The organism is Pararoseomonas sp. SCSIO 73927 (assembly GCF_037040815.1).
Taxonomy (GTDB): domain Bacteria; phylum Pseudomonadota; class Alphaproteobacteria; order Acetobacterales; family Acetobacteraceae; genus Roseomonas.
The window spans coordinates 1,235,816-1,259,263 of the sequence record NZ_CP146232.1 but is presented as its reverse complement, the minus strand read 5'-3'; the positions used below and the strand labels follow the sequence as shown (position 1 = coordinate 1,259,263).

Genomic DNA, 23,448 nt, shown 5'->3' with positions numbered 1-23,448 from the left:
CGTTATGCGCAGGGATCATGTCCGGTGGTTATGACCTTCGATCTGCGGGAGATGGAGGTGTTCCGCCGCGTCATGGAGCTCGGCAGCGTCACCGCGGCCGCGGCGGCGCTGAACATCTCCCAGCCCGCCGTCACGCGGATGCTGCAGAAGGCCGAGGCGCGGCTCGGCTTCGCCCTCTTCGTGCGGGAGCGCCGGCGCCTGCGGCCGACGGCGGAGGCTCAGGTCATGTTCCCCGGCACGCTCGGCGCCTTCACCGCGATCGAGCTGGTGCAGCGCCTGGCCGGGGAGTTGCGGGAGGGGCGGGCCGGCATCCTCGCCATCGCCGCCATCCCATCCCTCGCGGCCTCCATCCTGCCGGCCGCCATCCGGCGCTTCCGGGAGAAGCGGCCGGAAAGCGCCATCACCCTCCAGACCTTCAGCGCCCACGAGATCATCCAGCGCATCGCCTCCCATCGGGATGATCTCGGCTTCATCATCGGGCCGGTGGGCCACGAGGCGCTGGTCGTGCAAGACCTGCAGAGCACGAGCCTGGCCTGCGTGATGCCTCCGGACCATCCTCTGGCGGGCCAGCGCAGCATCGGGCCGGAGGCGCTGGCCGACCACCCGCTCATCTGCCCGAGCCGCAACCTGGTGCTGAGCGAGCAGCTGGCCCGCGCTTTCGCCGACAGGAACGTCCCCTTCCGCATCGCCGTCGAGGTGTCCCACACCCACGCGGCCTGCGCCCTCGTCCGGGCCGGGGTCGGCATCGCGCTGATGGACGGCTTCGGGCTGATGGGCGCGCGCGCCGACGACCTGGTGAGCCGCCCCTTCCGGCCCACGTTGCTCAGCACCGCCCGCCTGGTCACGGCCGGCCTGCGTCCGGTCTCGCGGCTGGCACAGGACTTTGTCGACGCCCTGGCCGGGCCTCCAGCGAAGGTTGGCCGCCCGCAACGGGGCGGCCACTCCCGCGCTACCCGACCTTGATATTGCCGGTCTGGACCACGCGCTTCCAGCGCACGATCTCCTCGGCCCGGAAGGTGGCGAACCCGGCCGGGGTGTTCGCCACCACTCCGAAGCCCGGCTCCGTCAGGCGCGGCGCCGCGGGCGGTCCCGGCAGGGCGTCCACGGCGGCCTTGTCGGGGCTCCGCCAGCCACGCCACCAGCCCGGCCATGTCGCGGATCGGACATGGCCGCCGCCCTCAAGCCTGCCCCAGCTTGCCGTCCACGCGGCGGAACAACCCCATAGGGTTACCGTCGCGCAGGGCGGCCGGAAGCAGCGCCTCCGGCATGTCCTGGTAGCAGACCGGGCGCAGGAAGCGGGTGATGGCTAGGGTGCCCACCGAGGTGGAGCGGCCGTCGGCGGTGGAGGGGTAGGGCCCGCCATGGACCATGGCGTGGCTGACCTCCACGCCCGTGGGATAGCCGTTGACGAGGATGCGGCCGACCCGGCGCTCCAGCACCGGCAGCAGCAGCCGCGCCATCTCCACGTCGCCTTCCTCCATCTGGATGGTGGCGGTCAGCTGCCCTTCCAGGCCTTCCGCCAGGCGCAGCATCGTTTCCACGTCCGGGCAGCGGATGACGAGGGAGGCGGCGCCGAAGACCTCCTCGGCCAGCGCCGGATCCTCCATGAAGTGCGCGGCCGTCGTCTCGAACAGCGCCGCCTCGCCCTGACTGGAGGCGGTGGCGAGTTGGCCGGAGGCGACCTTGCGGACGCGGTTGTTGCCGGCGAGGTGCGAGACGCCGGTCTGGTAGGCCTGGAGGATGCCCGGCGTCAGCATGGTCTGGGCCGGCGTCCCGCCCAGCGCCTCGGTGGCGGAGGCGAGGAAGGTGTCGAGATCGGGACCCTCAAGGGCAAGGACGAGGCCGGGATTGGTGCAGAACTGGCCAGCGCCGAGCGTGAGCGAACCGACGAAGCCCTTGCCCATCGTGGCGGCGCGGGTCGCCATGGCCTTCGGCAGCAGAAAAACGGGGTTGATGCTGCTCATCTCCGCGTAGACGGGGATGGGCTCGGGGCGGGCGGCCGCCGTCCTCATCAGCGCGGTGCCGCCGCCGCGCGAGCCGGTGAAGCCCACGGCCTTGATGCGCGGATCCGCCACCAGCCCCTGGCCGACCACCTGGCCGGAACCGAAGAGCATCGAGAAGACACCCTCCGGCAGGCCCGCGGCCCTCACCGCGCCCTGGATGGCGCGGCCGACCAGCTCGGAGGTGCCGGGATGGGCGGAGTGGGCCTTCACCACCACCGGGCAGCCGGCGGCGAGCGCCGAGGCGGTGTCGCCGCCGCCAACCGAGAAGGCCAGCGGGAAGTTGGAGGCGCCGAACACTGCCACCGGGCCCAGCGGGATCATGCGCAGGCGCAGGTCCGGCCGCGGCAGGGGAGCGCGGTCCGGCATGGCGGGGTCGATGCGGGCGGAGAGGTAGGCGCCGTCCCGTACCTCCGCCGCGAAGAGGCGGAGCTGGCCGACGGTGCGCCCGCGCTCGCCCTCCAGCCGGCCGCGCGGCAGGCCGCTCTCGGCCATGGCGCGGGTGATGAGATCGTCGCCGATGTCGAGGATGGCCTGCGCGCAGGCTTCCAGGAAGGTGGCGCGGGCCTCGGGGGTGGTCTCGCGGTAGGTGTCGAAGGCCGCCCAGGCCAGGGCGCAGGCGCGCTCCACGTCGGCCGCCGTGCCGCCGCCGAAAGCGGGCTCCATGGGCTGGCCCGTGGCCGCCTCGATCGCCCGGACCGGCTTGTCGCTGCCGCGTACCGCGGCCCCGCCGATCAGCATCTCACCGGTGATGGTGGTCATGGGTCCTCCTGGGTCTTCCTGAGGGAACCGTCGCCCGAACGCGGCGACGGCCCCTGGTGTGGCGCGGGGTCAGGCCGCGAGGCTCTGCCCCGCAGACCGGTGCCGGTCCCCGATCAGCGCCTTCAGCTCCTCCAGCTCCGCCCCGGAGAGGTCGCGGAGCGGCGGGCGGACGGGGCCGGCGTGGCGCCCGGTGGCGGTCATGCCGGCCTTCACGATGGAGACGGCGTAGCCCCGCCCGCGGTTGCGGAGCGCGATGTAGGGCAGCACGAAGGCGCGCAGCTCGGCGTAGACGGCCTCGCGGTCGCGGTTCCGCACCTTCTCGTAGAAGGACAGGGCCCATTCCGGCAGGAAGTTGAAGATGGCCGAGGAGTAGGTGGTGACGCCCATCTCGAGGTAGGGCAGGGCGAAGGTCTCCGCGGTGGGAAGGCCGCCCACATAGGTGAGGCGGTCGCCCATCCTGGCGTAGACGCGGGTCATCAGCTCCACGTCGCCCACGCCGTCCTTGAACCCGACGAGGTTGGGCAGCCTCTCGCAGAGGCGCGCCAGGGTGTTCTCGTTCAGCTGGGCGTTGTCGCGGTTGTAGACGATGACGCCGAGGGAGGTGGCGCGGCACACCGCCTCGATATGGGCGGCCAGGCCCTCCTGGTCCGGGGTCATCAGGTAGGGCGGCAGCAGCAGCACCCCGTCCGCGCCCGCCTTTTCGGCGTCCCTGGCCAGCTCGACGGCCGCCATGGTGCCCTGGCCGGCAGGAGCGATGACGGGGACGCGGCCCTTGGTCTCCTCCACGGCGGCGCGGACCACGCGCCCGACCTCACCGGGGGTGAGGGAGAAGAACTCGCCCGTGCCGCCGGCGGCGAAGAGCCCGGCGACCTTGTAGCCCGCGAGGCGGTTCAGGTTGTCGCGGTAGGCGGCCTCGTCAAAGGAGAGGTCCTCCCGGAAGTGGGTGACGGGGAAGGAGAGGAGGCCGGCGCCGATCGTCTGCGCCATTTCCTTGGGGGCCATGCCGGGCATCGCTGCGCTTCCTGACTGAGGACGCGGAGGGAATAGGTGCCGCACGTCGTGCGGGTCCAGCGTTGAATCGGTCCTGATCATTGCTTAAGCAGCAATGATGCTCGACTTGGTCCAGGTGCAGGGATTCGTTGCCGTCGCCGAGGAGCTTCACTTCGGCCGGGCCGCCCGGCGGCTGAACCTCACCCCGTCCCCCCTCTCGCGCCAGGTGCAGGCGCTGGAGCACGCCCTCGGCACCCCCCTGCTGGACCGCTCCAGCCGCTCGGTCCGCCTGACCCCGGCCGGGCAGGCCTTCCTGGGAGAGGCCCGGCGGCTGCTGGACGGGGCACGGAACGCGGAGCGGGTGGCGCGGCAGGTGGCGCGGGGCGAGGCCGGGCCGGTCCGCCTGGGCTATACAGCGGCCTCCGCCCTGGGCGTGCTGCCCCGCCTCGTCGCGGCGATCAGGTCCGAGATGCCGGGCATCGACCTCGTGCTGGAGGAGATGGTGACGGCAGAGCAGGTGGAGGCCCTGGCCGCCCGGCGGCTCGATCTCGGCCTTCTCCGGCCCCTGGCCCCCGATCTCGCCCCGGAGGTGGAGGGCGTGCGCATCGCCTTCGCCTGCCTCGCGCGGGAGAGGCTGCTACTTGCCCTGCCCGATGACCACCCCCTCTGCCGCCGCGGGCATGTCAGCCTGCGGGAGCTGGACGGCCAGCCCTTCATCACCTGGTCACCCCGCGGCGGGACCTACTTCCTCGGCCTGCTCGCCAACATCTTCCGGAGCGCGGGCGTGGCGCCGCGCGCCGTGCAGCGGGTCAACCAGACCCATACCATGCTGGCCCTCGTGCGGGAGGGCATCGGCTTGGCCCTGGTGCCGGAGAGCGCCCGCGCGCTGCGGACCGAGGGTGTGGTCCTCCTCCCCCTCCGGCCGGAGACGGACCAGCGCGCCGAACTCCTGCTGGGCTGGCGGGAGGGCGACAATCACCCTGCCCTAGCCCGGCTGCGAGACCTTGCTCTCACACAGCAGGTCCTCAGCGATCAGCAAACGTAAGTGTCCTGTCGCTTCTCGACCGGCCAATATCATCCGGCAATCTCCCCTCGCCGTAGGTCAGCATCGGAACCCGGACCGCCTCGCCACCGGTTCCCTCACCGGCCGTGGCGACCCGGTGGGCTCCGCCGCCTGGGGCCGACCGTTCCGTCCAACCCGGTCATCAGCCACTGCGGTGCTGTTCGGTCCCGCCGCTAGCGGATGAAGCGACCGAACCAGTCGATCATCGGTTCCGGGTTCCCGGGCAGGTAGTTGTAACCGTCGAAGCGTCGGCTCGTCCCCTCGATCCAGAGGAGCTCCTTCTGCCCGGTCGGCATGGCGTCGAAGATGGCCTGCACGTCGTCGGGCGTGGTCAGCGTGTCGTTCCGGACCTGCAGGAGCAGCGTCGGGACCGTCACCGCCGCGGCATAGGGCGGCATGTCCATGTCCTTCAGTTCCATGCTTGTCGCGCGCCGCAGGGCGTCCGCCACCTCGGGGAGCGCGGCCGCCATCCCCATGTGCCCGAGGATCGTGCGGTAGAAGGCGCTCAACGAGATCGGCTGGGGGGCCACGATCGCCCGGACGTCCCGGAACTCCTCCGGGTGCTTGGACAGCCCGACCATCGTGGCGTTCATGCCGCAGCAGCGGCTGAGGAGTCCGATCTTCATCTCCCGCAGGTCGGGGCGCGAGCGCGCGTACCGCAGGGACCCGACCACGTCGCGGTACTCCCGGATGCCGTTGCCGATCACGCCGCCGCTGCCGGAGCCGCTCCCGCCGAAGTTCCGCAGATCGTAGGCCAGGATGTTGTAGCCCGCGTCGTGGAGATGCTTGTAGTCCGGCATGAAGTTGACTTCGAGGTTGTTGCCGCTCGCCTTCCAGGCATTGCCGTAGGGCTCCAGGTGGCCGGGGAACCCGTAGCGGTTGGCCCAGATCGGGTGGTTGGCGATGATCAGGCGGTCGCTATCGGCCGGGATGAACCACCCCTCGATCGTCACGCCGTCCATCGCGGGGAAGAACACGTCCGAGTACGCCAGGCCATCGTCGGCGGGCGAGCGGAGGATGGGCGAACGCGGCGGGTTCACCATCGGCGCGACGAGGCCTGCGACCAGCTCGGCGCGGGTGGGATGGGTCGCGGCTTCAGCTACCTGGGTCATGTCGGGTGCGTCCTCTTCGATGCTCAGCCCGTCCGGCTGACACCACATTTCTGCCCCTTGCCGACCTGTTCGATAATGCCGCATGTTTTGCACGGGCTGTACGAAAATCCGGACACGTGTCCACGAACCTCACGGACCTGAACGCCTTCCTCGCCGTCGCCCGCGCGGGCGGGTTCCGCGGCGCGTCCCGCAGCACGGGCGCGAGCGCGTCCACGCTGAGCGAGCAGGTCCGACGGCTCGAGGAGCGCATCGGCGTCCGTCTGCTGCACCGGTCGACCCGCAGCGTCACCGCGACCGAGGCGGGCGCCCGCCTGATGGACCGTCTTGTCCCTGCGCTTGGCGAGGTCGAGGCCGCCCTGGAGACGATGAGGGGCTTCCGCGACACCGCCGCTGGGAAGCTGAGGCTCAACGTTCCCGTCGTCGCCGCGCGCGTCGTCCTGCCGGGGATCCTTCCGGCCTTCATGGCCCGGTACCCGGACGTCGAGGTCGAGATCGTCGCCGAGGACAGCTTCGTCGACGTGCTGGCCGCCGGATCGGACGCCGGCATCCGGTACGACGAGCGCCTCGAGCAGGACATGATCGCGGTGCCCATCGGTCCGCGCGTGCAGCGTCTCGCCCTCGCCGCGGCGCCGGACTATCTCCGGGGACGGGGGGAGCCCTCCCACCCTCGGGATCTCCTGAACCATGCCTGCCTGCTCGGCCGCTTCCGTAGTGGAGGATTGACGAGCCCGTGGGAGCTGGAGCGCGGCGAGGAGACCGTAAGCATCGAACCGCATGGCCCGCTGGTTGTCAGCGTGGGCGGTGCGATGGATCTGGCCGTCGACATGGCCGTGGCAGGGACGGGCATCATCGGCTTGTTCGAGGACTGGCTGCGCCCCCATCTCGACAGCGGCGCGCTCCTGCCGGTGTTGCCGGATTGGTGGCCGTCCTTCCCGGGCCCGTTCCTCTACTACTCCGGGCGACGGCTCGTGCCGCCACCGCTCCGCGCGTTCCTCGATTTCATAAAGGAGCCACGCGAGAGGTCCGGGCGTCAGTAGAACGGAAGGTTGGCGAACATCTCGTCGTCGCAGGACGGCAGCTTTCCGGTTCACTTCTTCTAGCTTGCGCCCGCATTTCTGCTCACCAGCCGACTTGGCCCACAGGGGCCAGATAGCCGTTTCCGCTTCGAGGAACGCTGCTGAGCCCTCGGAATGGGCGCAGTGCGGAAGGACAGTTCGGGTGCCCAGCCTTGCAGCCAGTCGGAAGGATTGTCACCCCGGGTGGTCGTGCGGGCGATCGTCCTGGAACTGCCCGCCGCTCCACTGGGCCCGAGACACCTCCGTAGAGCAGGATTGTATTGCCCGTCCGCCCGACCTCTGTCGGGAGAAGGAGCGGCCGGTAGCCCGCTATCTTGCCGCGCCCCTCCGGGCGGTCGATCCTTCGGTGCGCGGCGGCCGCGGCCGCCGCGCAGCAGGGAAGGCGACCACCGTGCAGCCCAAGCCGATCCGCGCCCTGTCCCGCGGCCTCGCTGTCCTCGCCGCCCTGAACCGGCACGGGGCGGCGAGCGTCGTCACCCTGGCGCGCGAGACGGGGCTCTCGCGCGCCACGGTCTATCGGATCATGCAGACGCTGCTGGAGGAGGACTACGTCGCGCGCGGCACCTCGGAGGACCGCTTCATCCTGCGGCTGCGCGTGCGCGAGCTGTCCGAGGGCTTCGAGGACGAGCACTGGATCTCCACGGTGGCCAAGCCCGCGCTCGTCGCCCTGACCGCGCGCATCCTCTGGCCCTCCGACCTCGCGACGCTGGAGGGCACGCGGATGATCATCCGCGACACGACCCACCGGATCGCGCCCTTCTCGATCGACCGCGGCATGGTCGGGCGGCGCATCCCGCCGCTCACCAGCACGCTCGGCATCGCCTATCTCGCCTTCGCGCCGGAGGCGGAGCGCAGGGCCCTGCTCCGCCTCCTCGCCGCGTCCGACGACCCGCTGGACGCGATGGCGCGGGATACGGCGGGGGTCGCGCGCCTGCTCTCCGCCACGCGGCGGCGCGGCTACGGCATCCGTCCCGGCGGGCAGCCGCCCTGGCCGCACACCGCCTCGATCGGGGTGCCGATCCGGGTGGGCGGGCGCGTTCTCGGCACCATCAACGCGGTGTGGATGGCGCGCGTGCTGGGCAAGGAGGAGGGCATCCGCCAGTGCCTCGGCCCACTGCAGGAGACGGCGCAGGAGATCGAGGCCGGGCTGGCAGCGGGCATGGGATAGCGGTTCACCAGGCGGACAGATCGAACGTCGCGCTCGCCGCGCCCGAGGCGGCGGGCCTATAGCCCTCTCAAGGCCTAGGGCCGGCGGAGGAAGCGAGCCATGCGTGTGGGACGGCGGGGGATGCTCGCCTGCGGGGCGGGCCTTGCCCTCGGCACGGCGCAGCGGACGGCGCGGGCGCAGGCCGGCAGCTTCCCCGCACGCCCCGTGCGGGTGATCGTCTCCGCCGGCGCGGGGAGCGGGCCGGACACGGCGATGCGGCTGCTGGCGGACCGGCTCTCGGCGATGTGGGGCCAGCCGGTGGTGGTGGACAACCGCGCCGGCGGCAGCGGCAACATCGGCGCGGGGACGGCCGCCCGGTCCGATCGGGACGGCCACGTCCTGCTCTTCTCCCAGGCCTCGCCGCTGGTGCTGAACGGCCACCTGATGCGGTCCATGCCCTTCGACCCGGCGAGGGACCTGACGCCGGTGACGCTGGCGATGACCACTCCCTTCGTGCTCGCGGCGCGGCCGGGCCTCGGCGTCCGGTCCCTGCCGGAGCTGGCGGCGCGGGCACGGGAATCCCGGGAGGGCCTGACCTTCGCGACGGGCGGCGCGACGAGCCTGCCGCGCTTTGCGGGGGAGCAGCTGGCGCGCGGCCTGGGGATCCGCCTGACGAACGTGCCCTACGGCGCCAGCCCGCAGGCCGTGCAGGACACGGTGGCCGGCCGGACCGACCTGGTGATCGACGGCACGCCCCTGATCACGCCGCAGCTTCGCACCGGACTCCTCGCGCCCGTCGCCATCACCTCGGCCGCGCGCTTCCCGGGGCTGGAGGAGGTACCGGTGGTGGCTGAGACCTTGCCGGGCTTCGCGATGGGCGGCTGGTTCGCCCTCCTCGGGCCGGCCGGGATGCCCGCCGGCCTCGCCGGGCGGATCGCCGCCGATGCGATCCGCGCGCTGGAGGCGCCGGACCTGCGGGACCGCCTGCTGCGCGAGCTGGGTGCGGTGGTCTCCGCCGACGGCCCCGCCGCCCTGGCGGCGATGATGGAGCGCGAGCGCGCGACGCTCGGGCGGCTGGTGCGCGAGCTGGAGGTGCCGATCGAATGAGCGAGACCCTTATCCCGGCCCATCCCGGCCTGCCCGGCACCGCCGCGGAGGAGGCGGACCGCGCCGCCATCCGCCGCGTGATCGAGGCCTGGGGCTTCGCGCGGGATGCCGGCGACTGGGACGCGCTGGCCGCCACCTTCCAGCCGGATGGCCGCATCGCCGTGAGCTGGTTCGACGGCCCCTTCGCGGCGTTCGTGGAGACCTGCCGCGCGCGGCGGAGCGTCTCCTACTCCAAGCACGTGATGTGCGGCAGCCGCGTGCTGCTGCGCGGCGACCGCGCCCTGGCTGAGACCGACGTGCTGCTCTGCATGCGCGGCCCGGTCGAGGGCGCCGAAATGATCGGGCAGACCAACATGCGCTTCCTGGACCGGGTCGAGAGGCGGGGTGGCGGCGCCTGGCGCGTCCTGCGCCGCGACGCGATCTACGACCACGACTGGATGGTGCCGGCCACCCCCGGCGCCGTACCGTCCCTGCCGGATGCCGGCGACGCGCCGGGCCACCGCTTCCTCGCGTGGCGCCTGCGCCGCGCGGGCCGGACGGTGCCGGCGGACCTGCCCGGGCAGGGGAGCGAGGGCGAGGCGGCCCTGCGTGCCGGCGGGCTGGCCTGGCTGGAGGCCGTGCGATGAGCGAGGAGACCTGGGATGTCGCGATCATCGGCTACGGGCCGGTGGGCGCAGCGCTGGCAAACCTGCTCGGAGCGGGGGGCATCCGCACCCTGGTGATCGAGCGGGAGGCGGCCGCTTACCACCTGCCCCGCGCCGTCCACTTCGACGACGAGGTCATGCGGATCTTCCAGTCCATGGGTCTGGCAGAGGCGATCCTGCCCGTCACCCACGTCTCGCCGGGGATGCGCTTCGTGGACGCGGAGGGGCGGCTGCTGCTGGACTGGTCGCGCCCGCAGGGCGTCGGGTCGCAGGGCTGGAACGCCTCCTACCGCTTTCACCAACCGGAGCTGGAGGCCTTGCTGCGCCGTGGCCTGGAGCGCTGGCCTTCCGTTACGGTCCGTCAGCGCGCGGAGGTCTTCGCGCTGGAGCCGGGCGGGGACGCGGTCGGCCTGCGCCTCGAGGACCTGTCGAACGGCCGGATCGAGCGCGCCTCCGCCCGCTACGTGGTGGGCTGCGACGGCGCCCGCTCGCTCGTTCGTCGCTGGATCGGGGAGCCGATGGAGGATCTCGGCTTCCACGAGCGCTGGCTGGTTCTGGACGCGCTGCTGCGCCGCCCGCGCCCGGACCTCGGCGACCACTCCGTGCAGCACTGCGATCCCGCGCGCTCCGCGACCTATGTGCGCGGCACGGGGAACCGCCGCCGCTGGGAGATCGCGCTGCGGCCAGAAGACGACGCCGCGGCGCTGGGACGGCCGGAGGGCGCCTGGCCGCTGCTGTCGCGCTGGATCACGCCGGAGGACGCGACGATCGAGCGGGCGGCCATCTACACCTTCCACAGCACCGTCGCCCGCCGCTGGCGCGAGGGGCGGCTGCTGCTGGCGGGGGATTCCGCGCACCAGACGCCGCCCTTCCTCGGCCAGGGCATGTGCGCGGGGATCCGCGACGCCGCCAACCTCGCCTGGAAGCTCGCCCGCGTGCTGCGCGGGGATGCCGGGGACGATCTGCTGGACAGCTACGGCACGGAGCGCGCGCCGCACGTGGAGGGCTATATCCGCGAGGCCGTGCGGATCGGCGGGCTGATCAACACCAAGGCGATGGAGGCCGTGGTCTCCTCCGACGTGCTGCGCGGCGGGGAGGCGGGCCGGCTGGTGCCCGCGCGCCCCGCCCTCGGCCCCGGCCCTTCCGCGGGCTGGGCCGGCCCGGCCGGGCGCCTGCTGTCCCAGCCGCGCCTGTCGGACGGAACCCTGCTGGACGACCGCGTGGGGCCGCGCTTCGCCGCCGTGATGCGGCCGGGCTTCGCCGCCGCCCTGCCGAACGCGCTGCTGGACCGCCTCTCGGCGCGCGGCGCCGTGCTGGTGGCCGATGCCGCGCCGGGCGTGGGCGCGATGCTGGACGAGGCCGGGGCGGAGGCGGTGCTGCTGCGCCCCGACCGCCACGTGCTGGGGGCCGCGCGGGATGCGGCGGAGATGCGGGCGCTGGCGGAGGCGCTGTGACGCGATGAGAGCGGGGAAAGCACGATGAAGCTCGTTTCGTTCGAGACGGATGGCGGCCACGGCTTCGGCGCGGTGGATGGCGACTCCGTCGCCGACCTCACCGCCGCCTTCGCGGGCCGCGCCGCGGGGCTGCGGGGCCTGCTGGCGGCGGGGCTGCTGGAGGAGGCGCGCGCCGCCGCGGCAGGCGCCCCGCGCCGCCCACTCTCCGGCCTGCGCCTGCTGCCGGTGATCCCCGATCCCGACAAGATCATCTGCGTGGGCCTGAACTACCGCGACCACGTGGCGGAGACCGGCCGCACGGAGACGGCGAACCCCGCCCTCTTCGCGCGCTTCGCCGGCAGCCAGGTCGGGCACGGGCAGCCGCTGGTGCGCCCGAAGGTGTCGGAGCGCTTCGACTACGAGGGCGAGCTGGCCGTGGTGATCGGCACTGGCGGCCGCCACATCGCGGAGGCCGATGCGCTGAAGCATGTCGCCGGCTATTCCTGCTACAACGAGGGCAGCGTGCGCGACTGGCAGCTGCACACGAGCCAGTACCTCGCGGGCAAGACCTTCGCCGGCACCGGCGGCTTCGGCCCGTGGATGGTGACGGCGGACGAGATCCGCGATCCCTCAGAGCTTACATTGGAGACCCGCCTGAACGGCCAGGTCGTGCAGCACACCAACACCGACCTGATGATCACCGACGTCCCGCGCCTGATCGCCTACATCTCCACCGTCCTGCCGCTGCTGCCGGGCGACGTGATCGTCTCCGGCACGCCGGGCGGGGTGGGCGCGAAGCGGAACCCGCCGCTCTGGATGAAGCCGGGCGACGTGGCGGAGGTGGAGATCTCCGGCATCGGCATCCTGCGCAACCCCGTGGTCCAGGAGGAATGGCCATGAGCATCCAATCCCTCGGCTACATGGTGATCGGCTCCGACCGGCTCGCCGACTGGGATGATTTCGCCACGCGCCTGCTGGGGATGCAGGCGGTGGACCGCGGCGGTGGGATGCGCGCCTTCCGCATGGACAACCGCACGCAGCGCCTCCTCGTCTCCGGCCGCGCCGCGCCCGCGACGATCGGGTGGGAGGTGGCCGATGCCGCGGCGCTGGACGCCCTGGCGGCGCGGCTGGAGGCGGCGGGCACGCCCGTCTCACGCGGATCGCGCGCGCTGGCCGCCGAGCGGCAAGTGGCCGACCTCGTCGCCTTCCAGGACCCGCAGGGCACGCCGCTGGAGGCCTTCCACGGCCCGGCGCGGGCGGACACCGCCTTCGCCCCGGGCCGCGCCATCTCCGGTTTCCGCACCGGGCCGCTCGGCATGGGGCACGCCGTGCTGCACGTGGCGGACGCGGACGCCCTCGTGCCCTTCTACCGCGACCTGCTGGGCTTCGGCGTGACGGACTGGTCGCGCCATCCCTACCCGCTCTACTTCTTCCACATGAATGGGCGGCACCACTCCTTCGCGATGGTGGGCTCCGGCCGTTCCGGCCTGCACCACTTCATGGTGGAGCTCGGCGCGCTGGACGACGTGGGCCAGGGCCACGACATCGCGCGCGTGGAGGAGGGGCGCCTGGCCTACGGGCTGGGGCGCCACACCAACGACCACATGACCTCCTTCTACGCCAACACGCCCTCCGGCTTCTTCGTGGAGTACGGCTGGGGCGCGCGCGTGATCGAGCCCGCCACCTGGCAGCCGCACGAGACCTTCGACGGCCCGACGCTCTGGGGGCACGAGCGCTTCCACATGCCCGAGAAGGGGCGCGACCGGATGCGCGCCATCGCCATGGACGCCGCGCGCCGCGGCGTGCGCGCGCCCGATCCGGCACCCGGCCCCTTCACCTCGGGCTGCGCCTGGGCGGACGCGGTGATCGCGCAGGAGTAGGCCCGCGACGACGCGGCAGGGGGGAGGAGAACAGAGATGATCGGAAGACGAGGCCTCGTCGCCGCGGTGCTGGCCACCCCGGCCCTGGCCGCCCCGCCGGCCCGCGCGCAGGAGGCCTTCCCCGCCCGCCCGATCCAGGTGGTGAACCCCTATCCCGCCGGTGGCGCGACGGACCTCATGGCGCGCGCCATGGCGGCCGGGCTGCAACAGCGCCTCCGCCAGCCCGTGGTCGTCGTGAACCGTGACGGCGCGGCGGGCGCCGTCGGCACGCTCGGCGTCGCCCGCGCGGCGCCGGACGGCTACACCCTCGCCTTCGTCCCGGCGCTGGTGCTCTCCGTCCTGCCCGTCACGCAGCCGAACTCCGGCCTGCGGGCGGAGGCGCTGAGGCCGGTCTGCCAGATGTTCGCCAACGCCCAGGCGGTCGCGGTGCGGGCGGACTCCCCGCTGCGGAACCTCGCAGACCTCGTCGCGGCCGCGAAGGCCGCGCCGGGCGCCGTGACCTACGGATCCCTCGGCATCGCCTCCATCCCGCACCTCGCCATCCTGCAATGGGCGCGCGCGGCGGGGATCGAGGTGACGCACGTGCCCTACCGCGGCGACGGCGCGGTGATGACGGACGCGCTGGCCGGGCGGATCGACTTCGCCGCCATCGTGCTCGGCTCCGCCTCCGGCCGCACGGACATGCGGCTGCTCGCGGTGTTCGACACCGCCCGCAACCCCGCCTTCCCCGATGTGCCGACCGCCGCCGAGCAGGGCTTCGACGTGGCGCCCACGAGCTTCGGCGGGCTGATGGCGCCCGCCGGCACGCCGCCGGAGCGCATCGCGCGGCTGGAGGCCGCCTGCGCCGAGGTGGCGGCGGACGACGTCTATCGCGCCGCCGCCCGCCGGGCGCTGCAGCCCGCCGCCTACCACGCCGGCGCCGCCGCCTTCGCCGATCGCCTGGCGCGCGACGTCGCGGAGAAGGCCGAGCTTCTGCGGGCCATCGAGCCGGCCCGCTGACCGGAGAGCATGCCCCGGAACAGGGGCGCGGAGAGGAGACAAGCATGACGACCCGCAGGATGACGACCCGCAGGTTTCTCGGTGCCGCGGCCATGGCCGCCATCGCTGCCCTGCCAACGGCGGCCACCCCGGCCCGGGCGCAGGACGGCGCACCGCGCGCCGTCACCCTGATCGTTCCCTTCTCCGCCGGTAGCGTGGTGGACATCATGGCGCGGCCCTTCGCGGAGGCGCTGCGGGCGTCGCTCGGCGGCGGCGCCAGCGTGGTCGTGCTGAACCGCGACGGCGGCGGCGGGGCGGTCGGGGCCGCCGCCGCGGCCTCCGCCCGGCCGGACGGCGCGACGCTCTACTTCGGCCCCTCCGGCATGCTCACGACCCTGCCGTTCCTGGTGCCGGGCCTGCCCTATGCCTGGGGCGCGCTCCAGCCGGTCTGCCAGACCTTCGAGAACATCTTTGTGGTGGCCGTTCCGGCCAACTCGCCCCACCGCACGCTCGGGGACCTGCTGGCGGCCGGCCGCGCCCGGCCGGAGGAGCTGACCTGGGGCGACGCCGGCCCGGGCACGGTGGGCAACCTCGTCGCGCTCGAGCTCGCCCGGCGGGCCGGCGCCCGCATGACCCCGGTGCCCTATCGCAGCTCCCCCCAGATGATCCTGGACACGCAGTCGGGCGCGCTCGCCTTCTCCATGCCCACCTATGCCACGATCCGCGGCACGGACCTGCGACCGCTGGCCGTCGTCGCCGACGACCGCCAGCCCAGCCTGCCGGAGGTCCCGACCCTGAAGGAGCTCGGCTTCCCGGTGGACTGGCGCGGCTTCGGCGGCCTCATGGCGCCGAGGGGAATGCCGGAGCCGGCGCTGCGGCGGCTCGAGGCCGCGTGCCTGGACGCGGTGGGGAGCGAGGCCTACCGCACCATGGCGTCCAATACCGGCCAGATCGCGCCGCCGCTCGACGCCGCGGCTTTCGGCTCCAGGCTGGAGGCGGAGCACCGCGGCGCCGCCTCGTTCCTGCGCGAGATGAACCTCGCCCGGTAGGGCCCGGCGCCCGCGTCGCCCCTTGCCCGGGAGCAGAATTTTTGCTTTCGGTCGGAGTGTATGGCGAAGCGGCCATCCGGGGCGGGCGGCCCTGGGCCGCTCCCTATTTCTTCATGACATTGACACGCGCTGAGCCCGTTCCCGAAAGCAGCCCCCTTTTTCTATGCACTGTCAGGTACTTGCCTCGACGCGAGGAGTTCCCCAATCGCTTGCGAAGCCATGATGGCGCGCGGAAAGCCGCCCGGGATGATGACGAGGTTGGCGATCTCCTTGACCTCGTCCTCGGTCGCCCCGTGATTGAGGGCGTAGCCGGCGTGGATCTTGATGTAGTCGGTCAACCCGAGCACAGCGAAGGCGGCGCAGAGGGCGAGCTGGCGCGTGCGCACGTCCAGCACCGTCCGGTCGAAGATCTCGCCCACCGCGAAAGCGTTGACGGCGTTGGACAGGAACGGGAAGTCGCGCGCCAGGGCATCGAGGGAGTGTGGTTGCGGCGCGCCGTTGGTCAGCTCGGCCACGATCGCCTTGCCGCGGGCGACGCGCTCGGCGGTGGTCTGCGCCATGTCGATAGTGTCGGTCATGCGCTCGGATCTCCTCGGGTTCAGTCGCGGGGCGCTACGGGCGGGCTGAGATAGTCGATCGAGTCCACAACGAGGCCGTCCCGCACGTGCCAGATGAAGCAGGCCTCGAGGTCAAAGCGATCCATCCCGAAGCCGTTCTCGCCGTGGTAGGTGAAGGTGCCGACGATCAGCTCGGGGTCGGTGGTTTCGATGAAGCGGATCGGGGTCGCGCGCAGCTTCACGCCGGTGGCGAAGAAGCGTTCGAAATGCTCCTTCAGCGCGGCGCGTCCTTCGAGCCGTGCCGAGCGGTCACGCGCGATCGGGTGGCGGACCACGGTGTCCGGCGCGTAGAGGAGGTGCAGCTCCTGCCAGCGATCCGCCGAGATGCCGTCGGCCAGCTTCTGCATGACCTCGGCGGGGGTGGGGTGGGTCATGGTCGTGCCTTTCCTGCCGGCGGTTCAGGCCTGGAGCTTGTCGAGCGCGGCGGCGAAGTGCTGCCGTTCGAACTCGGGCGTTTGCGCGCCGAGATCGAGAAAGGCCTTCATGCGCCGCTGCGCTTCGCCGCCGACCAGCGCCTGGTTCAGCGCGTGCGCTTCCTCCAGCAGACCCTGGTGCAGGGGCTGGCCGTCGGCGGCGTCCACCGCGACCTTGTTCAGCGTGATGGCCTTAGCCGGGAAGGTCGCGATGCGGCGCGCCAGCCGCTCCACGAAGGGGCGGAGCTCCGCCTGCGGAAAGGCCCGGTTGATCAGGCCGTAGCGCTCGGCGAGGTCAGCCGGAATCTCGTCGCAGCCGAGTATCACCTCCAGCGCCCGCATCCGGCCGAGCAGGCGCGGCAGGCGCTGCGAACCGGTGGCGCCGGGGACGACGCCCATCGCCGCCTCGAACTGCAACAGCACGGACCGGTCGGAGGCGAAGGCCATGTCGCAGGAGGTCAGGAACTCCGGCCCGATGCCGACCGCCCGGCCGTCGAGCATGGCGACCGTCGCCTGCGGCAGCGTGCGCAGCGTTTCCAGCAGGTTCTGGAGCGGGTTCAGCGTCGCGCTTTTCGGCGGCACCGCGTCGCGGGGCTCCAGAAAGAGGGTCAGGTCGGCATGCCCGATAAAAAAGACCGGGTCGGCGCTATCGAACACCACCACCCGCGTCGCGGTGTCGGACCGGAGCCCGTCGAACAGGCGGGTGAGCTCTCCGATCATCGCCGGAGTGACTAGGTTCAGTGGCGGGTTGTCGAACACGATGCGCGCGACCCCCGCGGCGTCGCTGCGGCGAAAGGTGTTGGTGTCGGCCGGCATGGCGGAACTCCCTGGTGACGGTCTGGAGGTGACGCCGCGCATGCCCGCAAATAATCGACCTATTCTTTCATGGATTATGCGCCCGGGGACGGGTAATGGCGGCTCCATGTCCTCCGTTCCCTTGCACGAATTCGAGGCCTTCCGCGCCGTGGCCCGTGCCGGCAGCTTCAACGGCGGCGCTCGCGCGCTGGGGCTCACACCGTCCGCGATGAGCCAGATCGTGCGGCGGCTGGAAGATCGGGTCGGCGTCCAGCTGTTCCACCGCACCACGCGTCGCGTCTCACCGACCGAGATGGGCGAACGGCTGCTCACCCGGCTGAACCGAGCCTTCGAGGAGATCGACGCGGCCGCGGCGGAGATTCGTGGCGGCAGCGGCGCCCCAGTGGGCGTCGTGCGGATGGTCGTACCGCGCGTCGCCTACGAGGATCTCATCGAGCCGCAGCTGGTCGCGCTCCACGCCGCCCTTCCCCGCGTCACACTCGACATCCGGGTAGAGGACGCGTTCAGCGACATTGTCGGGGAGGGCGTCGATATCGGGGTGCGGCTCGGCGAGTTCGTCAGCGAGGAAACGGTCGCCTTTCCGCTCGGGCCGCAACTGCGCCAAATCGCGGTGGCGGCGCCGAGCTATCTCGCGACATGCGAGGCGCCAGCACACCCGCGCGATCTCGCCCGCCACCGCTGCATCGGCTGGCGCCAGCAGACCGGCGCCGCTCCCTATCGTTGGGAGTTCGCGAAGAACGGCGAGCAGATCGCGGTGGCGGTGGACGGGCCCCTGATCCTGAGCGACCGGGGTGCCGCCGCGCGGGCGGCCGTGCGGGGCCTCGGCATCGCGCTCTGGGTCGAGCATCGCTTGCGGCCCTGGATCGAGGCGCGCCAACTCATCCCGCTCCTTGAAGACTGGTCGCCACCCTATGACGGGTTCTTCGCCTACTACCATCGCAACCGTCACACGAGCGCTGCAACTCGCGCTGTTGTTGCCTTCCTCCGCAAAGTACCGGGCGATCAAGGGGCTGCCCTGTCAAGCGAACCCATGAGACGTTTCCATCCTGGCGTACTTCGATGAGACCAGCGCTGACGCTGGCTTGAACGCCCGCGATCAACCTGTCAGCGCTCGGAGCCGGAGTGACCAATCACCCCCTCCGAGCGCCTGTATGCCGCCCGGGGTGGATGATCTCCGCTATTCGGAAGTCGACAAGGTCGCGCGAATGGCCGGATTGGGCGCGCACCGGACGGTCTGGCTCGGGATTACCCTCCCACCCGCGCCGCTGCTCCGTGACGGACGGAGCGAAGGAGCGCGACTGGGGCGCTTGCGGATCACGTGACGCGCGCGGGGCTGGAAGACTTCGGGTTCCCGGACGTGGCGGACAAGGCGGCCCTGCACGGCCTCGCGTTCCGACCTGAACTTTCGGCGGGCGGGTAGGCCCGGGCGTTGCTCAGGGCTTCGGAGGCGGCGCGCCGGGCTCGGCGTCACCCTCCGCCGCCCGTCTCCGCAGATCCCCTTCGCGCAGGAGGTTGTGCAGCGCCTCGTCCCCGATCTCGTCCTTCTCCCGCATCTCCACCAGGACGCGCCGCTCGGCCGCGATCCCCTCCGGGTGCGCGGCGTCCTCGCCCGTGGTCCGCTCTCGCGCCTCGGTCGCGGCGCCGCGCGCACGCGCCTCCTCCCCCTTCGCGTCCCCGCTGCCCTGCAGCGCCGCCGCACGGATTGCGCGCCGCAGGGTGAAGCCCTGGACGCCGACGGAGCCGAGCACGACGAGCGCCGCGACGACGAGCAGCAGGCCGCGCTCCGCGACCGGGGTCCCGTCCGGCCAGGCCGCGGGCACCGAGAGCACGACGACGAGGCCGAGGACGGAGCGGGTGGAGGCCCAGGCCATCACGCCCGCCGCGGCCGCGCGCCCGGCCGCGTCCTCCCCTGCCAGCGCCTCCCGCACGGGTGGCAGCCGCGTCGAGAGGGCGGAGCCGAGCCAGGAGAGGAGAAGGACGAGGAGGAGGATGCCCCCGGCCGCCGCGACCGCGGTGGCCGGCGACCAGCCCCCGAGATCGCCGAGGGCGTCCGGCACCGCCAGCCCGGCCAGCAGGAACAGGATGGAGGAGACGAGCAGGCTCGCCTCCTCCCAGAACGCCATGCCGGAGATCCGCGCCTCGGCGGAGGAGCGGGCCTCCCCGGTCCGGGTGTCCACCCGCGCGGCGGAGACGGCGAGCGCCGCGGCGATGACCGTCACCGCGAGCGAGAGGCCGAGGCTCCGGGCCGCGAGGGCGCCGAGATAGGGGGTGGCGAGGGAGACCGCGATCTCGGCCGGCGCCGGCCCCGTTCGGTCGCGTAGCCAGAGGACGGCGCGGCCGATCCCCAGGCCGGCGGCGGCCCCGCCGAGCAGGGCCCAGGCAACGTGCAGCGCCCCTTCCCCCATCCCCGGTGGCCCGCCCTCGCGGACGGAGGAGGCGATGATGGCGAGGGCGGTGAGCGCCACGACGCGGGAGGCCATCTCGCGCGCCTTGAGAGCGTCGGCCAGGGCGCGGGGCACGCGCGGGACACCCTTCACCTCCTGGAACAGCCGCGTGTCGAAGAGCGCCGCGACAACGCCGAGCACCAGCGCGGCGGTCACCGGAAGGCCCGGAAGGAGGAAGAAGTGCACGGCGGCCGCGACGCCGAGCACGGTGGCCAGCGAGAGCGCGCCGCCGACGGCCACCCCCGGCAGCAGCGCGTGCCGCAGCAGGTGCGGCGTGATGCGGACCGCGGAGGCGTAGATGACCGGGGGCAGAAAGAGCCAGATGGCGAGGTCCGGGTCCACCTTCACCGGCACGTCGCCGGGCAGGAGGCCGATGGCGAGGCCGGTGCCGAACAGGACCACCGTCGCCGGCACGCCCAGCAGGTGCGACAGGGCCAGCAACGGCCCGATCCCCGCGAGGAGGAGGGCCACGAACTCGACAGATCCCATGTCCCTCGCCCCTGTACGCGGACGGAACGTGCGCGGGGCGACCTCGTTACCCCGGGCCGGACGCTGCCGGTTCTCGGGTCGAACCCGGGGCCTCGTCGTCGGTTATGAGGGCTATGATGGAAAGTCCAGCGCCGCCGGCGCGCCTGCGCGTCATCGACCTCGAAACGACCGGTGACAGCTTCGCCAATGGCGGTGTGGTGGAGATCGGCTGGCAGGATCTGGCGCGGGGAGCCGATGGCAGCTGGGACCTGGATGGCGGCCCGAGGTCCCTGCTCGTGCGCCCGGACTTCCCGATCTCCGCCGTCACCTCGGCCATCCACCACATCGTGGACGAGGACGTCGCAGAAGCACGGCCCTGGGCCGAGGTGGCCCCGGCGATCCTGCGCGGCGGGCACGCGCTCGCGCTCGCGGCTCACCGCGCGGCGTTCGAGCAGCGCTGGTGCGCGCCGGCCCTGAGCGGGCGGGCGCGCTGGATCTGCACGTGGAAATGCGCCCTGCGGGTCTGGCCGGACGCCCCGACCCACTCCAACCAGGGCCTGCGCTACTGGCGCCGCCCGGCGGGGCTGGATCGCCCGACGGGGCTGCCCGCCCACCGGGCCGGGCCCGACGCCTACGTGACGGCGCACCACCTGCGCGACATGCTGGCGCTGGCGGGCCTAGACCGGCTGCTGGCCTGGTCGGTGGAGCCGGCGCTGCTGGTGCGCGTGCCGAGCGGGCCCCTTCGCGGGCGGCGCTGGGACGAGCTGGACGAGGTGCAGCTCGCGCGCGTGCTGGACGGGACGTTCGGGCGGAACGGGGACATGCTCTTCACGGCGCGGACGGAGCTGGCGCGCCGCGGCGAGGGATTGGGCGCGCCGGAGCAGCCGCGCCTCGATGTGTGACCCTGCCCTGCGAGGCAGTCCTACTCAGCCGTTCTCCCAGGGGCGATCCTTCAGCGAGAGACACTGCGGTGCCTCCGTGACGTCCTCCGGAAGTGTTCATGGCGTTGAGGCTGCTTGAGGAGCCGATCAGCCCTTGATCCCCGGACGCCTGTGGGAAGCGGTGAATCGAAGCCCTGCTTGAAGTCCACCGATCGTGTTGATTCACACAGAAAGCCGACGTGAGAACAGGGTTCCAATCGGCGCCGACCGGGACCCCGCGCGGCAGCCAACACGCGTTCGAAGATCGGTGACTTGCAGCCGATTGTTGGAGGGCCTGGTTGGGCGCTTATGCACGCCCAGGCAGAGGCGCAGCGTCCGAGCTGCTCGTCCCCGGCCTGGTCCATGGAAGCGGAAAGGACAAGGGCGTTGCCGCTGCTCCCCGCGCCCTATGCTCATCCGGCACCTGCCGGCCGATCCGAGCGAAGCGGGCGCGCACATGGCCGCATCGACGCGCTCGCTACGGTCCGTGGTGCCGGGAAATCGCGGCTCCGGGCGCCGGTCCGTCATGCCCGCAACCGTTCAGAAGGGCCAGCGTGGCCATGACGGCGCCCGGATCGGCGATGCCCTGGCCGGCGATGTCGAAGGCGCTGCCGTGGCCGACGCTGGAGAAGAGCACCTTCGCGCCGATGGACAGGGCCGAGGCGCGCCTCGGCGCCAGCAACTTAATCGGGATGTGGCCCTGGTCGTGGTAGATCGCCACATAGGCGTCCATGGCCCGGCCGGCGAGGAGAACGTCAGCGCCCGCCGGGCCCTCGGCGCGGATGCCCTCCCTCTGCAGCGCCGCCACGGCGGGCTCGGTCACGCGGGAATCCTCGGTGCCGAACAGCCCGCCCTCGCCGGCATGGGGGTTGAGGCCGAAGACGCCGATCCGCGGCTCGGGGATGCCCCAGCCGGCCAGGACGCGGTGGGCGGCGCGGGCGGCCGCGGCGACGAGCTCCGGCGTCACCCGCTCCAGCGCGGTCTGCAGCCGCTCGTGCAGGGTGGCGTGGACGATCCGCAGGTCGCCTCCGACGAGCATCATGAAGACCTCGTCGTGGGAGACGCCCGTCAGGTCCGCGATGAGGCCGGGATAGCCGCTGAACGGGATCCCGGCCGCGGCCACCGCCGTCTCCGAGTGCGGGCAACCGATGATCGCCCCGGCCTCGCCGGCGCCGACCAGGGACAGGGCCTCGCGGACATAGGCCACCGTGGCCGCCCCGGCCTCCGCCGTGACCTGGCCCGGCCGGAAGGCGCCGTCCGGCAGCGCCCTCACGGGGGCGATGTTCAGCCCGCCCCCGTCCCGCCAGGCCGCGGGCTCCGCGCGGATCGGCAGGCCCTCCGCGTGGCGGGCGGCGTAGTGCCGGATCGGCCCGGGGTCGCCCACGAGCACGGGGACCGGGCCGTCCGGCCGAAGGGCGGCGAGGGCAGCGGCCTTGACCGCGATCTCCGGACCGATGCCGTTCGGATCCCCGATCGTCAGCGCGATGCGGCGGCGCGGTGCGGCGCTCATGCGGCCTCCGCGCCGGGCTGGGTCGAGGGGATGAAGGCGTCGGCGAAGAAGTCGGCCTCCGGCAGGCCGTGCAGCTTGGTGAAGGACTCGCGGGCCGAGGCGACCATGGCGGGGCTGCCGGAGGCATAGACCTGCAGCCCCGACATGGCCGGATGATCGGCCGCCGCGGCCGCCGGCACCCGGCCGGTGCGCCCGGCCCAGGAGGGATCGGGCTGTGAGAGGACGGGGATGTAGCGGAAGTTCCGCAGGCGCCGGGCCCAACGGGCGGGAAGCTCGGGGAGGTAGAGGTCGTCCGGCCGGCGGCCGCCGCGGTAGAGGATTAGGGGGCGCACCCATCGGCGGCGCACCGCCTCCTCCAGGATGGAGGCGACGGGGGCGAAGCCGGTGCCGGTCGAAAGAAGGAGGAGGGGGCGCGGGTCGCGCCCGTCCGGCTCCACCTCGCCGTAGGGCATCTTCAGGCGCAGCGCATCGCCGGGCTGCAGCCCGGCCAGCAGCGCGTCCGAAAAGGCGCCGCCGGGGTGCATGCGGACATGCATCTGCACCCCGTCCGCCTCGGCCGGGGAATTCGCCATGGAGTAGGAACGTCGCTCGCCGCCCGGCAGCAGCACGTCCATGTACTGCCCCGCCTTGAAGGCGACGCGTTGGCCGATGGGGAAGCGCAGGTGCAGCCGCGTGACGCCGGGCGCGACGAGCTGCTTGCGGAACACGCGCGCCGTCACCTCCCGCGGATGGCCCATCCCGAGGGGGCGCGAGACGCGGCGCGGGGCGATGGTAACGTCCGAGCGCGGGCGCGAGGCGCAGAAGAGCGCGTCGAAGGTCCCGCCCTCCTCGGCGGAGCGCACGGTGCCGGAGGACTCCACCGCGCCGGCGGAGACCTTGCCCTGGCAGGTGATGCAGACGCCCTTGCGGCAGGAATAGGGGATCTCCAGCCCGGCGCGCTGCGCGGCCTCCAGGATCGTCTCCTCCGGGGCGCAGGGGAAGCGGTGGTCGCTGTGGGCGACCTGGACGGTCCACTCCAT

The 23,448-nt window shown here is 72.7% G+C and carries 23 protein-coding genes; 13 read left to right on the top strand and 10 right to left on the bottom strand.

The window, feature by feature from the left end; all coding sequences use genetic code 11:
• The first annotated feature begins 30 nt into the window (after positions 1–30).
• Positions 31–963 (top strand): LysR family transcriptional regulator, encoded by a 933-nt coding sequence (locus VQH23_RS05960; protein WP_338664713.1) that lies wholly within the window; start codon positions 31–33, stop codon positions 961–963.
• Here VQH23_RS05960 and VQH23_RS05955 read toward each other — a convergent pair.
• The 3 genes from VQH23_RS05955 to kdgD all read right to left on the bottom strand — a co-directional run bounded on the left by VQH23_RS05955 (position 950) and on the right by kdgD (position 3,773).
• Positions 950–1,105: a hypothetical protein gene (locus tag VQH23_RS05955; RefSeq protein ID WP_338664712.1), complete on the bottom strand. Its 156-nt coding sequence runs from the start codon at positions 1,103–1,105 to the stop codon at positions 950–952. The genes VQH23_RS05960 and VQH23_RS05955 overlap by 14 nt on opposite strands.
• Before the next feature lie 73 nt (positions 1,106–1,178).
• Positions 1,179–2,762 carry an aldehyde dehydrogenase (NADP(+)) gene (locus VQH23_RS05950; protein ID WP_338664711.1) on the bottom strand — a complete coding sequence of 528 codons (1,584 nt, stop codon included), beginning with the start codon at positions 2,760–2,762 and terminating at the stop codon, positions 1,179–1,181.
• A 69-nt stretch (positions 2,763–2,831) separates the two neighbouring features.
• On the bottom strand, positions 2,832–3,773 hold the full coding sequence (gene kdgD / locus VQH23_RS05945) for a 5-dehydro-4-deoxyglucarate dehydratase (protein ID WP_338664710.1): 942 nt from the start codon (positions 3,771–3,773) through the stop codon (positions 2,832–2,834).
• A 94-nt stretch (positions 3,774–3,867) separates the two neighbouring features.
• On the opposite strand from kdgD, the gene VQH23_RS05940 reads away from it, so the two are divergent.
• Positions 3,868–4,797 (top strand): LysR family transcriptional regulator, encoded by a 930-nt coding sequence (locus VQH23_RS05940; protein WP_338664709.1) that lies wholly within the window; start codon positions 3,868–3,870, stop codon positions 4,795–4,797.
• A gap of 191 nt (positions 4,798–4,988) precedes the next feature.
• Here VQH23_RS05940 and VQH23_RS05935 read toward each other — a convergent pair whose 3' ends face one another.
• On the bottom strand, positions 4,989–5,927 hold the full coding sequence (locus VQH23_RS05935) for an alpha/beta hydrolase (RefSeq protein WP_338664708.1): 939 nt from the start codon (positions 5,925–5,927) through the stop codon (positions 4,989–4,991).
• 116 nt (positions 5,928–6,043) lie between these two features.
• Between VQH23_RS05935 and VQH23_RS05930 the strand changes: the two genes are divergently transcribed.
• From VQH23_RS05930 to VQH23_RS05890, 9 genes are all read left to right on the top strand, one after another.
• The gene (locus tag VQH23_RS05930; RefSeq protein ID WP_338664707.1) at positions 6,044–6,964 is read left to right on the top strand and encodes a LysR family transcriptional regulator; all 921 of its coding nucleotides are present in this window, start codon (positions 6,044–6,046) and stop codon (positions 6,962–6,964) included.
• A 430-nt stretch (positions 6,965–7,394) separates the two neighbouring features.
• Positions 7,395–8,171: a helix-turn-helix domain-containing protein gene (locus VQH23_RS05925; protein ID WP_338664706.1), complete on the top strand. Its 777-nt coding sequence runs from the start codon at positions 7,395–7,397 to the stop codon at positions 8,169–8,171.
• A gap of 99 nt (positions 8,172–8,270) precedes the next feature.
• Complete coding sequence (locus tag VQH23_RS05920; RefSeq protein WP_338664705.1) at positions 8,271–9,257, top strand: tripartite tricarboxylate transporter substrate binding protein; 987 nt, start codon at positions 8,271–8,273, stop codon at positions 9,255–9,257.
• Complete coding sequence (locus tag VQH23_RS05915; RefSeq protein WP_338664704.1) at positions 9,254–9,883, top strand: nuclear transport factor 2 family protein; 630 nt, start codon at positions 9,254–9,256, stop codon at positions 9,881–9,883. Before VQH23_RS05920 ends, VQH23_RS05915 begins: the two co-directional genes overlap by 4 nt.
• Positions 9,880–11,355 (top strand): bifunctional 3-(3-hydroxy-phenyl)propionate/3-hydroxycinnamic acid hydroxylase, encoded by a 1,476-nt coding sequence (locus tag VQH23_RS05910; protein WP_338664703.1) that lies wholly within the window; start codon positions 9,880–9,882, stop codon positions 11,353–11,355. Before VQH23_RS05915 ends, VQH23_RS05910 begins: the two co-directional genes overlap by 4 nt.
• A 24-nt stretch (positions 11,356–11,379) precedes the next feature.
• Positions 11,380–12,234, top strand: a complete 855-nt coding sequence (locus VQH23_RS05905) for a fumarylacetoacetate hydrolase family protein (protein ID WP_338664702.1) — start codon at positions 11,380–11,382, stop codon at positions 12,232–12,234.
• Complete coding sequence (locus tag VQH23_RS05900; RefSeq protein ID WP_338664701.1) at positions 12,231–13,214, top strand: VOC family protein; 984 nt, start codon at positions 12,231–12,233, stop codon at positions 13,212–13,214. The genes VQH23_RS05905 and VQH23_RS05900 overlap by 4 nt, the downstream gene beginning before the upstream one ends.
• A 36-nt stretch (positions 13,215–13,250) precedes the next feature.
• Positions 13,251–14,213: a tripartite tricarboxylate transporter substrate binding protein gene (locus VQH23_RS05895; protein ID WP_338664700.1), complete on the top strand. Its 963-nt coding sequence runs from the start codon at positions 13,251–13,253 to the stop codon at positions 14,211–14,213.
• Between the two features lie 44 nt (positions 14,214–14,257).
• Entirely contained in the window at positions 14,258–15,241 is a 984-nt protein-coding gene (locus tag VQH23_RS05890; protein WP_338664699.1) for a tripartite tricarboxylate transporter substrate binding protein, read from the top strand.
• Between the two features lie 161 nt (positions 15,242–15,402).
• Here VQH23_RS05890 and VQH23_RS05885 read toward each other — a convergent pair whose 3' ends face one another.
• The 3 genes from VQH23_RS05885 to VQH23_RS05875 are packed head-to-tail and all read right to left on the bottom strand — an operon-like array spanning position 15,403 to position 17,087.
• Positions 15,403–15,819, bottom strand: a complete 417-nt coding sequence (locus VQH23_RS05885; protein ID WP_338664698.1) for a carboxymuconolactone decarboxylase family protein — start codon at positions 15,817–15,819, stop codon at positions 15,403–15,405.
• A gap of 20 nt (positions 15,820–15,839) precedes the next feature.
• On the bottom strand, positions 15,840–16,232 hold the full coding sequence (locus VQH23_RS05880; protein WP_338664697.1) for a nuclear transport factor 2 family protein: 393 nt from the start codon (positions 16,230–16,232) through the stop codon (positions 15,840–15,842).
• A gap of 24 nt (positions 16,233–16,256) precedes the next feature.
• Positions 16,257–17,087, bottom strand: coding sequence for an enoyl-CoA hydratase/isomerase family protein (locus VQH23_RS05875; RefSeq protein WP_338664696.1), 831 nt, complete (start codon positions 17,085–17,087; stop codon positions 16,257–16,259).
• Between the two features lie 121 nt (positions 17,088–17,208).
• Between VQH23_RS05875 and VQH23_RS05870 the strand changes: the two genes are divergently transcribed.
• Entirely contained in the window at positions 17,209–18,150 is a 942-nt protein-coding gene (locus tag VQH23_RS05870) for a LysR family transcriptional regulator (protein ID WP_338664695.1), read from the top strand.
• A 370-nt stretch (positions 18,151–18,520) separates the two neighbouring features.
• On the opposite strand, the gene VQH23_RS05865 is transcribed toward VQH23_RS05870, so the two are convergent.
• On the bottom strand, positions 18,521–20,020 hold the full coding sequence (locus tag VQH23_RS05865; protein ID WP_338664694.1) for a cation:proton antiporter: 1,500 nt from the start codon (positions 20,018–20,020) through the stop codon (positions 18,521–18,523).
• Between the two features lie 116 nt (positions 20,021–20,136).
• Here VQH23_RS05865 and VQH23_RS05860 point away from each other — a divergent pair, with 116 nt between their 5' ends.
• On the top strand, positions 20,137–20,901 hold the full coding sequence (locus VQH23_RS05860) for a DNA polymerase III subunit epsilon (RefSeq protein WP_338664693.1): 765 nt from the start codon (positions 20,137–20,139) through the stop codon (positions 20,899–20,901).
• 496 nt (positions 20,902–21,397) lie between these two features.
• Here VQH23_RS05860 and VQH23_RS05855 read toward each other — a convergent pair whose 3' ends face one another.
• Together VQH23_RS05855 and VQH23_RS05850 are read right to left on the bottom strand one after the other, a co-directional pair.
• Positions 21,398–22,429, bottom strand: coding sequence for a 4-hydroxythreonine-4-phosphate dehydrogenase PdxA (locus VQH23_RS05855; RefSeq protein WP_338664692.1), 1,032 nt, complete (start codon positions 22,427–22,429; stop codon positions 21,398–21,400).
• Positions 22,426–23,448, bottom strand: coding sequence for a 2Fe-2S iron-sulfur cluster-binding protein (locus tag VQH23_RS05850; RefSeq protein WP_338664691.1), 1,023 nt, complete (start codon positions 23,446–23,448; stop codon positions 22,426–22,428). Before VQH23_RS05850 ends, VQH23_RS05855 begins: the two co-directional genes overlap by 4 nt.

Coding starts and splice junctions, on each gene's coding strand:
- VQH23_RS05875 (WP_338664696.1), bottom strand. CDS start 17,087: ATGCCGGCCGACACCAACACCTTTCGCCGCAGCGACGCCGCGGGGGTC.
- VQH23_RS05900 (WP_338664701.1), top strand. CDS start 12,231: ATGAGCATCCAATCCCTCGGCTACATGGTGATCGGCTCCGACCGGCTC.
- VQH23_RS05905 (WP_338664702.1), top strand. CDS start 11,380: ATGAAGCTCGTTTCGTTCGAGACGGATGGCGGCCACGGCTTCGGCGCG.
- VQH23_RS05880 (WP_338664697.1), bottom strand. CDS start 16,232: ATGACCCACCCCACCCCCGCCGAGGTCATGCAGAAGCTGGCCGACGGC.
- VQH23_RS05920 (WP_338664705.1), top strand. CDS start 8,271: ATGCGTGTGGGACGGCGGGGGATGCTCGCCTGCGGGGCGGGCCTTGCC.
- kdgD (WP_338664710.1), bottom strand. CDS start 3,773: ATGCCCGGCATGGCCCCCAAGGAAATGGCGCAGACGATCGGCGCCGGC.
- VQH23_RS05935 (WP_338664708.1), bottom strand. CDS start 5,927: ATGACCCAGGTAGCTGAAGCCGCGACCCATCCCACCCGCGCCGAGCTG.
- VQH23_RS05950 (WP_338664711.1), bottom strand. CDS start 2,762: ATGACCACCATCACCGGTGAGATGCTGATCGGCGGGGCCGCGGTACGC.
- VQH23_RS05850 (WP_338664691.1), bottom strand. CDS start 23,448: ATGGAGTGGACCGTCCAGGTCGCCCACAGCGACCACCGCTTCCCCTGC.
- VQH23_RS05855 (WP_338664692.1), bottom strand. CDS start 22,429: ATGAGCGCCGCACCGCGCCGCCGCATCGCGCTGACGATCGGGGATCCG.
- VQH23_RS05940 (WP_338664709.1), top strand. CDS start 3,868: ATGATGCTCGACTTGGTCCAGGTGCAGGGATTCGTTGCCGTCGCCGAG.
- VQH23_RS05910 (WP_338664703.1), top strand. CDS start 9,880: ATGAGCGAGGAGACCTGGGATGTCGCGATCATCGGCTACGGGCCGGTG.
- VQH23_RS05885 (WP_338664698.1), bottom strand. CDS start 15,819: ATGACCGACACTATCGACATGGCGCAGACCACCGCCGAGCGCGTCGCC.
- VQH23_RS05860 (WP_338664693.1), top strand. CDS start 20,137: ATGGAAAGTCCAGCGCCGCCGGCGCGCCTGCGCGTCATCGACCTCGAA.
- VQH23_RS05890 (WP_338664699.1), top strand. CDS start 14,258: ATGACGACCCGCAGGATGACGACCCGCAGGTTTCTCGGTGCCGCGGCC.
- VQH23_RS05865 (WP_338664694.1), bottom strand. CDS start 20,020: ATGGGATCTGTCGAGTTCGTGGCCCTCCTCCTCGCGGGGATCGGGCCG.
- VQH23_RS05915 (WP_338664704.1), top strand. CDS start 9,254: ATGAGCGAGACCCTTATCCCGGCCCATCCCGGCCTGCCCGGCACCGCC.
- VQH23_RS05895 (WP_338664700.1), top strand. CDS start 13,251: ATGATCGGAAGACGAGGCCTCGTCGCCGCGGTGCTGGCCACCCCGGCC.
- VQH23_RS05960 (WP_338664713.1), top strand. CDS start 31: ATGACCTTCGATCTGCGGGAGATGGAGGTGTTCCGCCGCGTCATGGAG.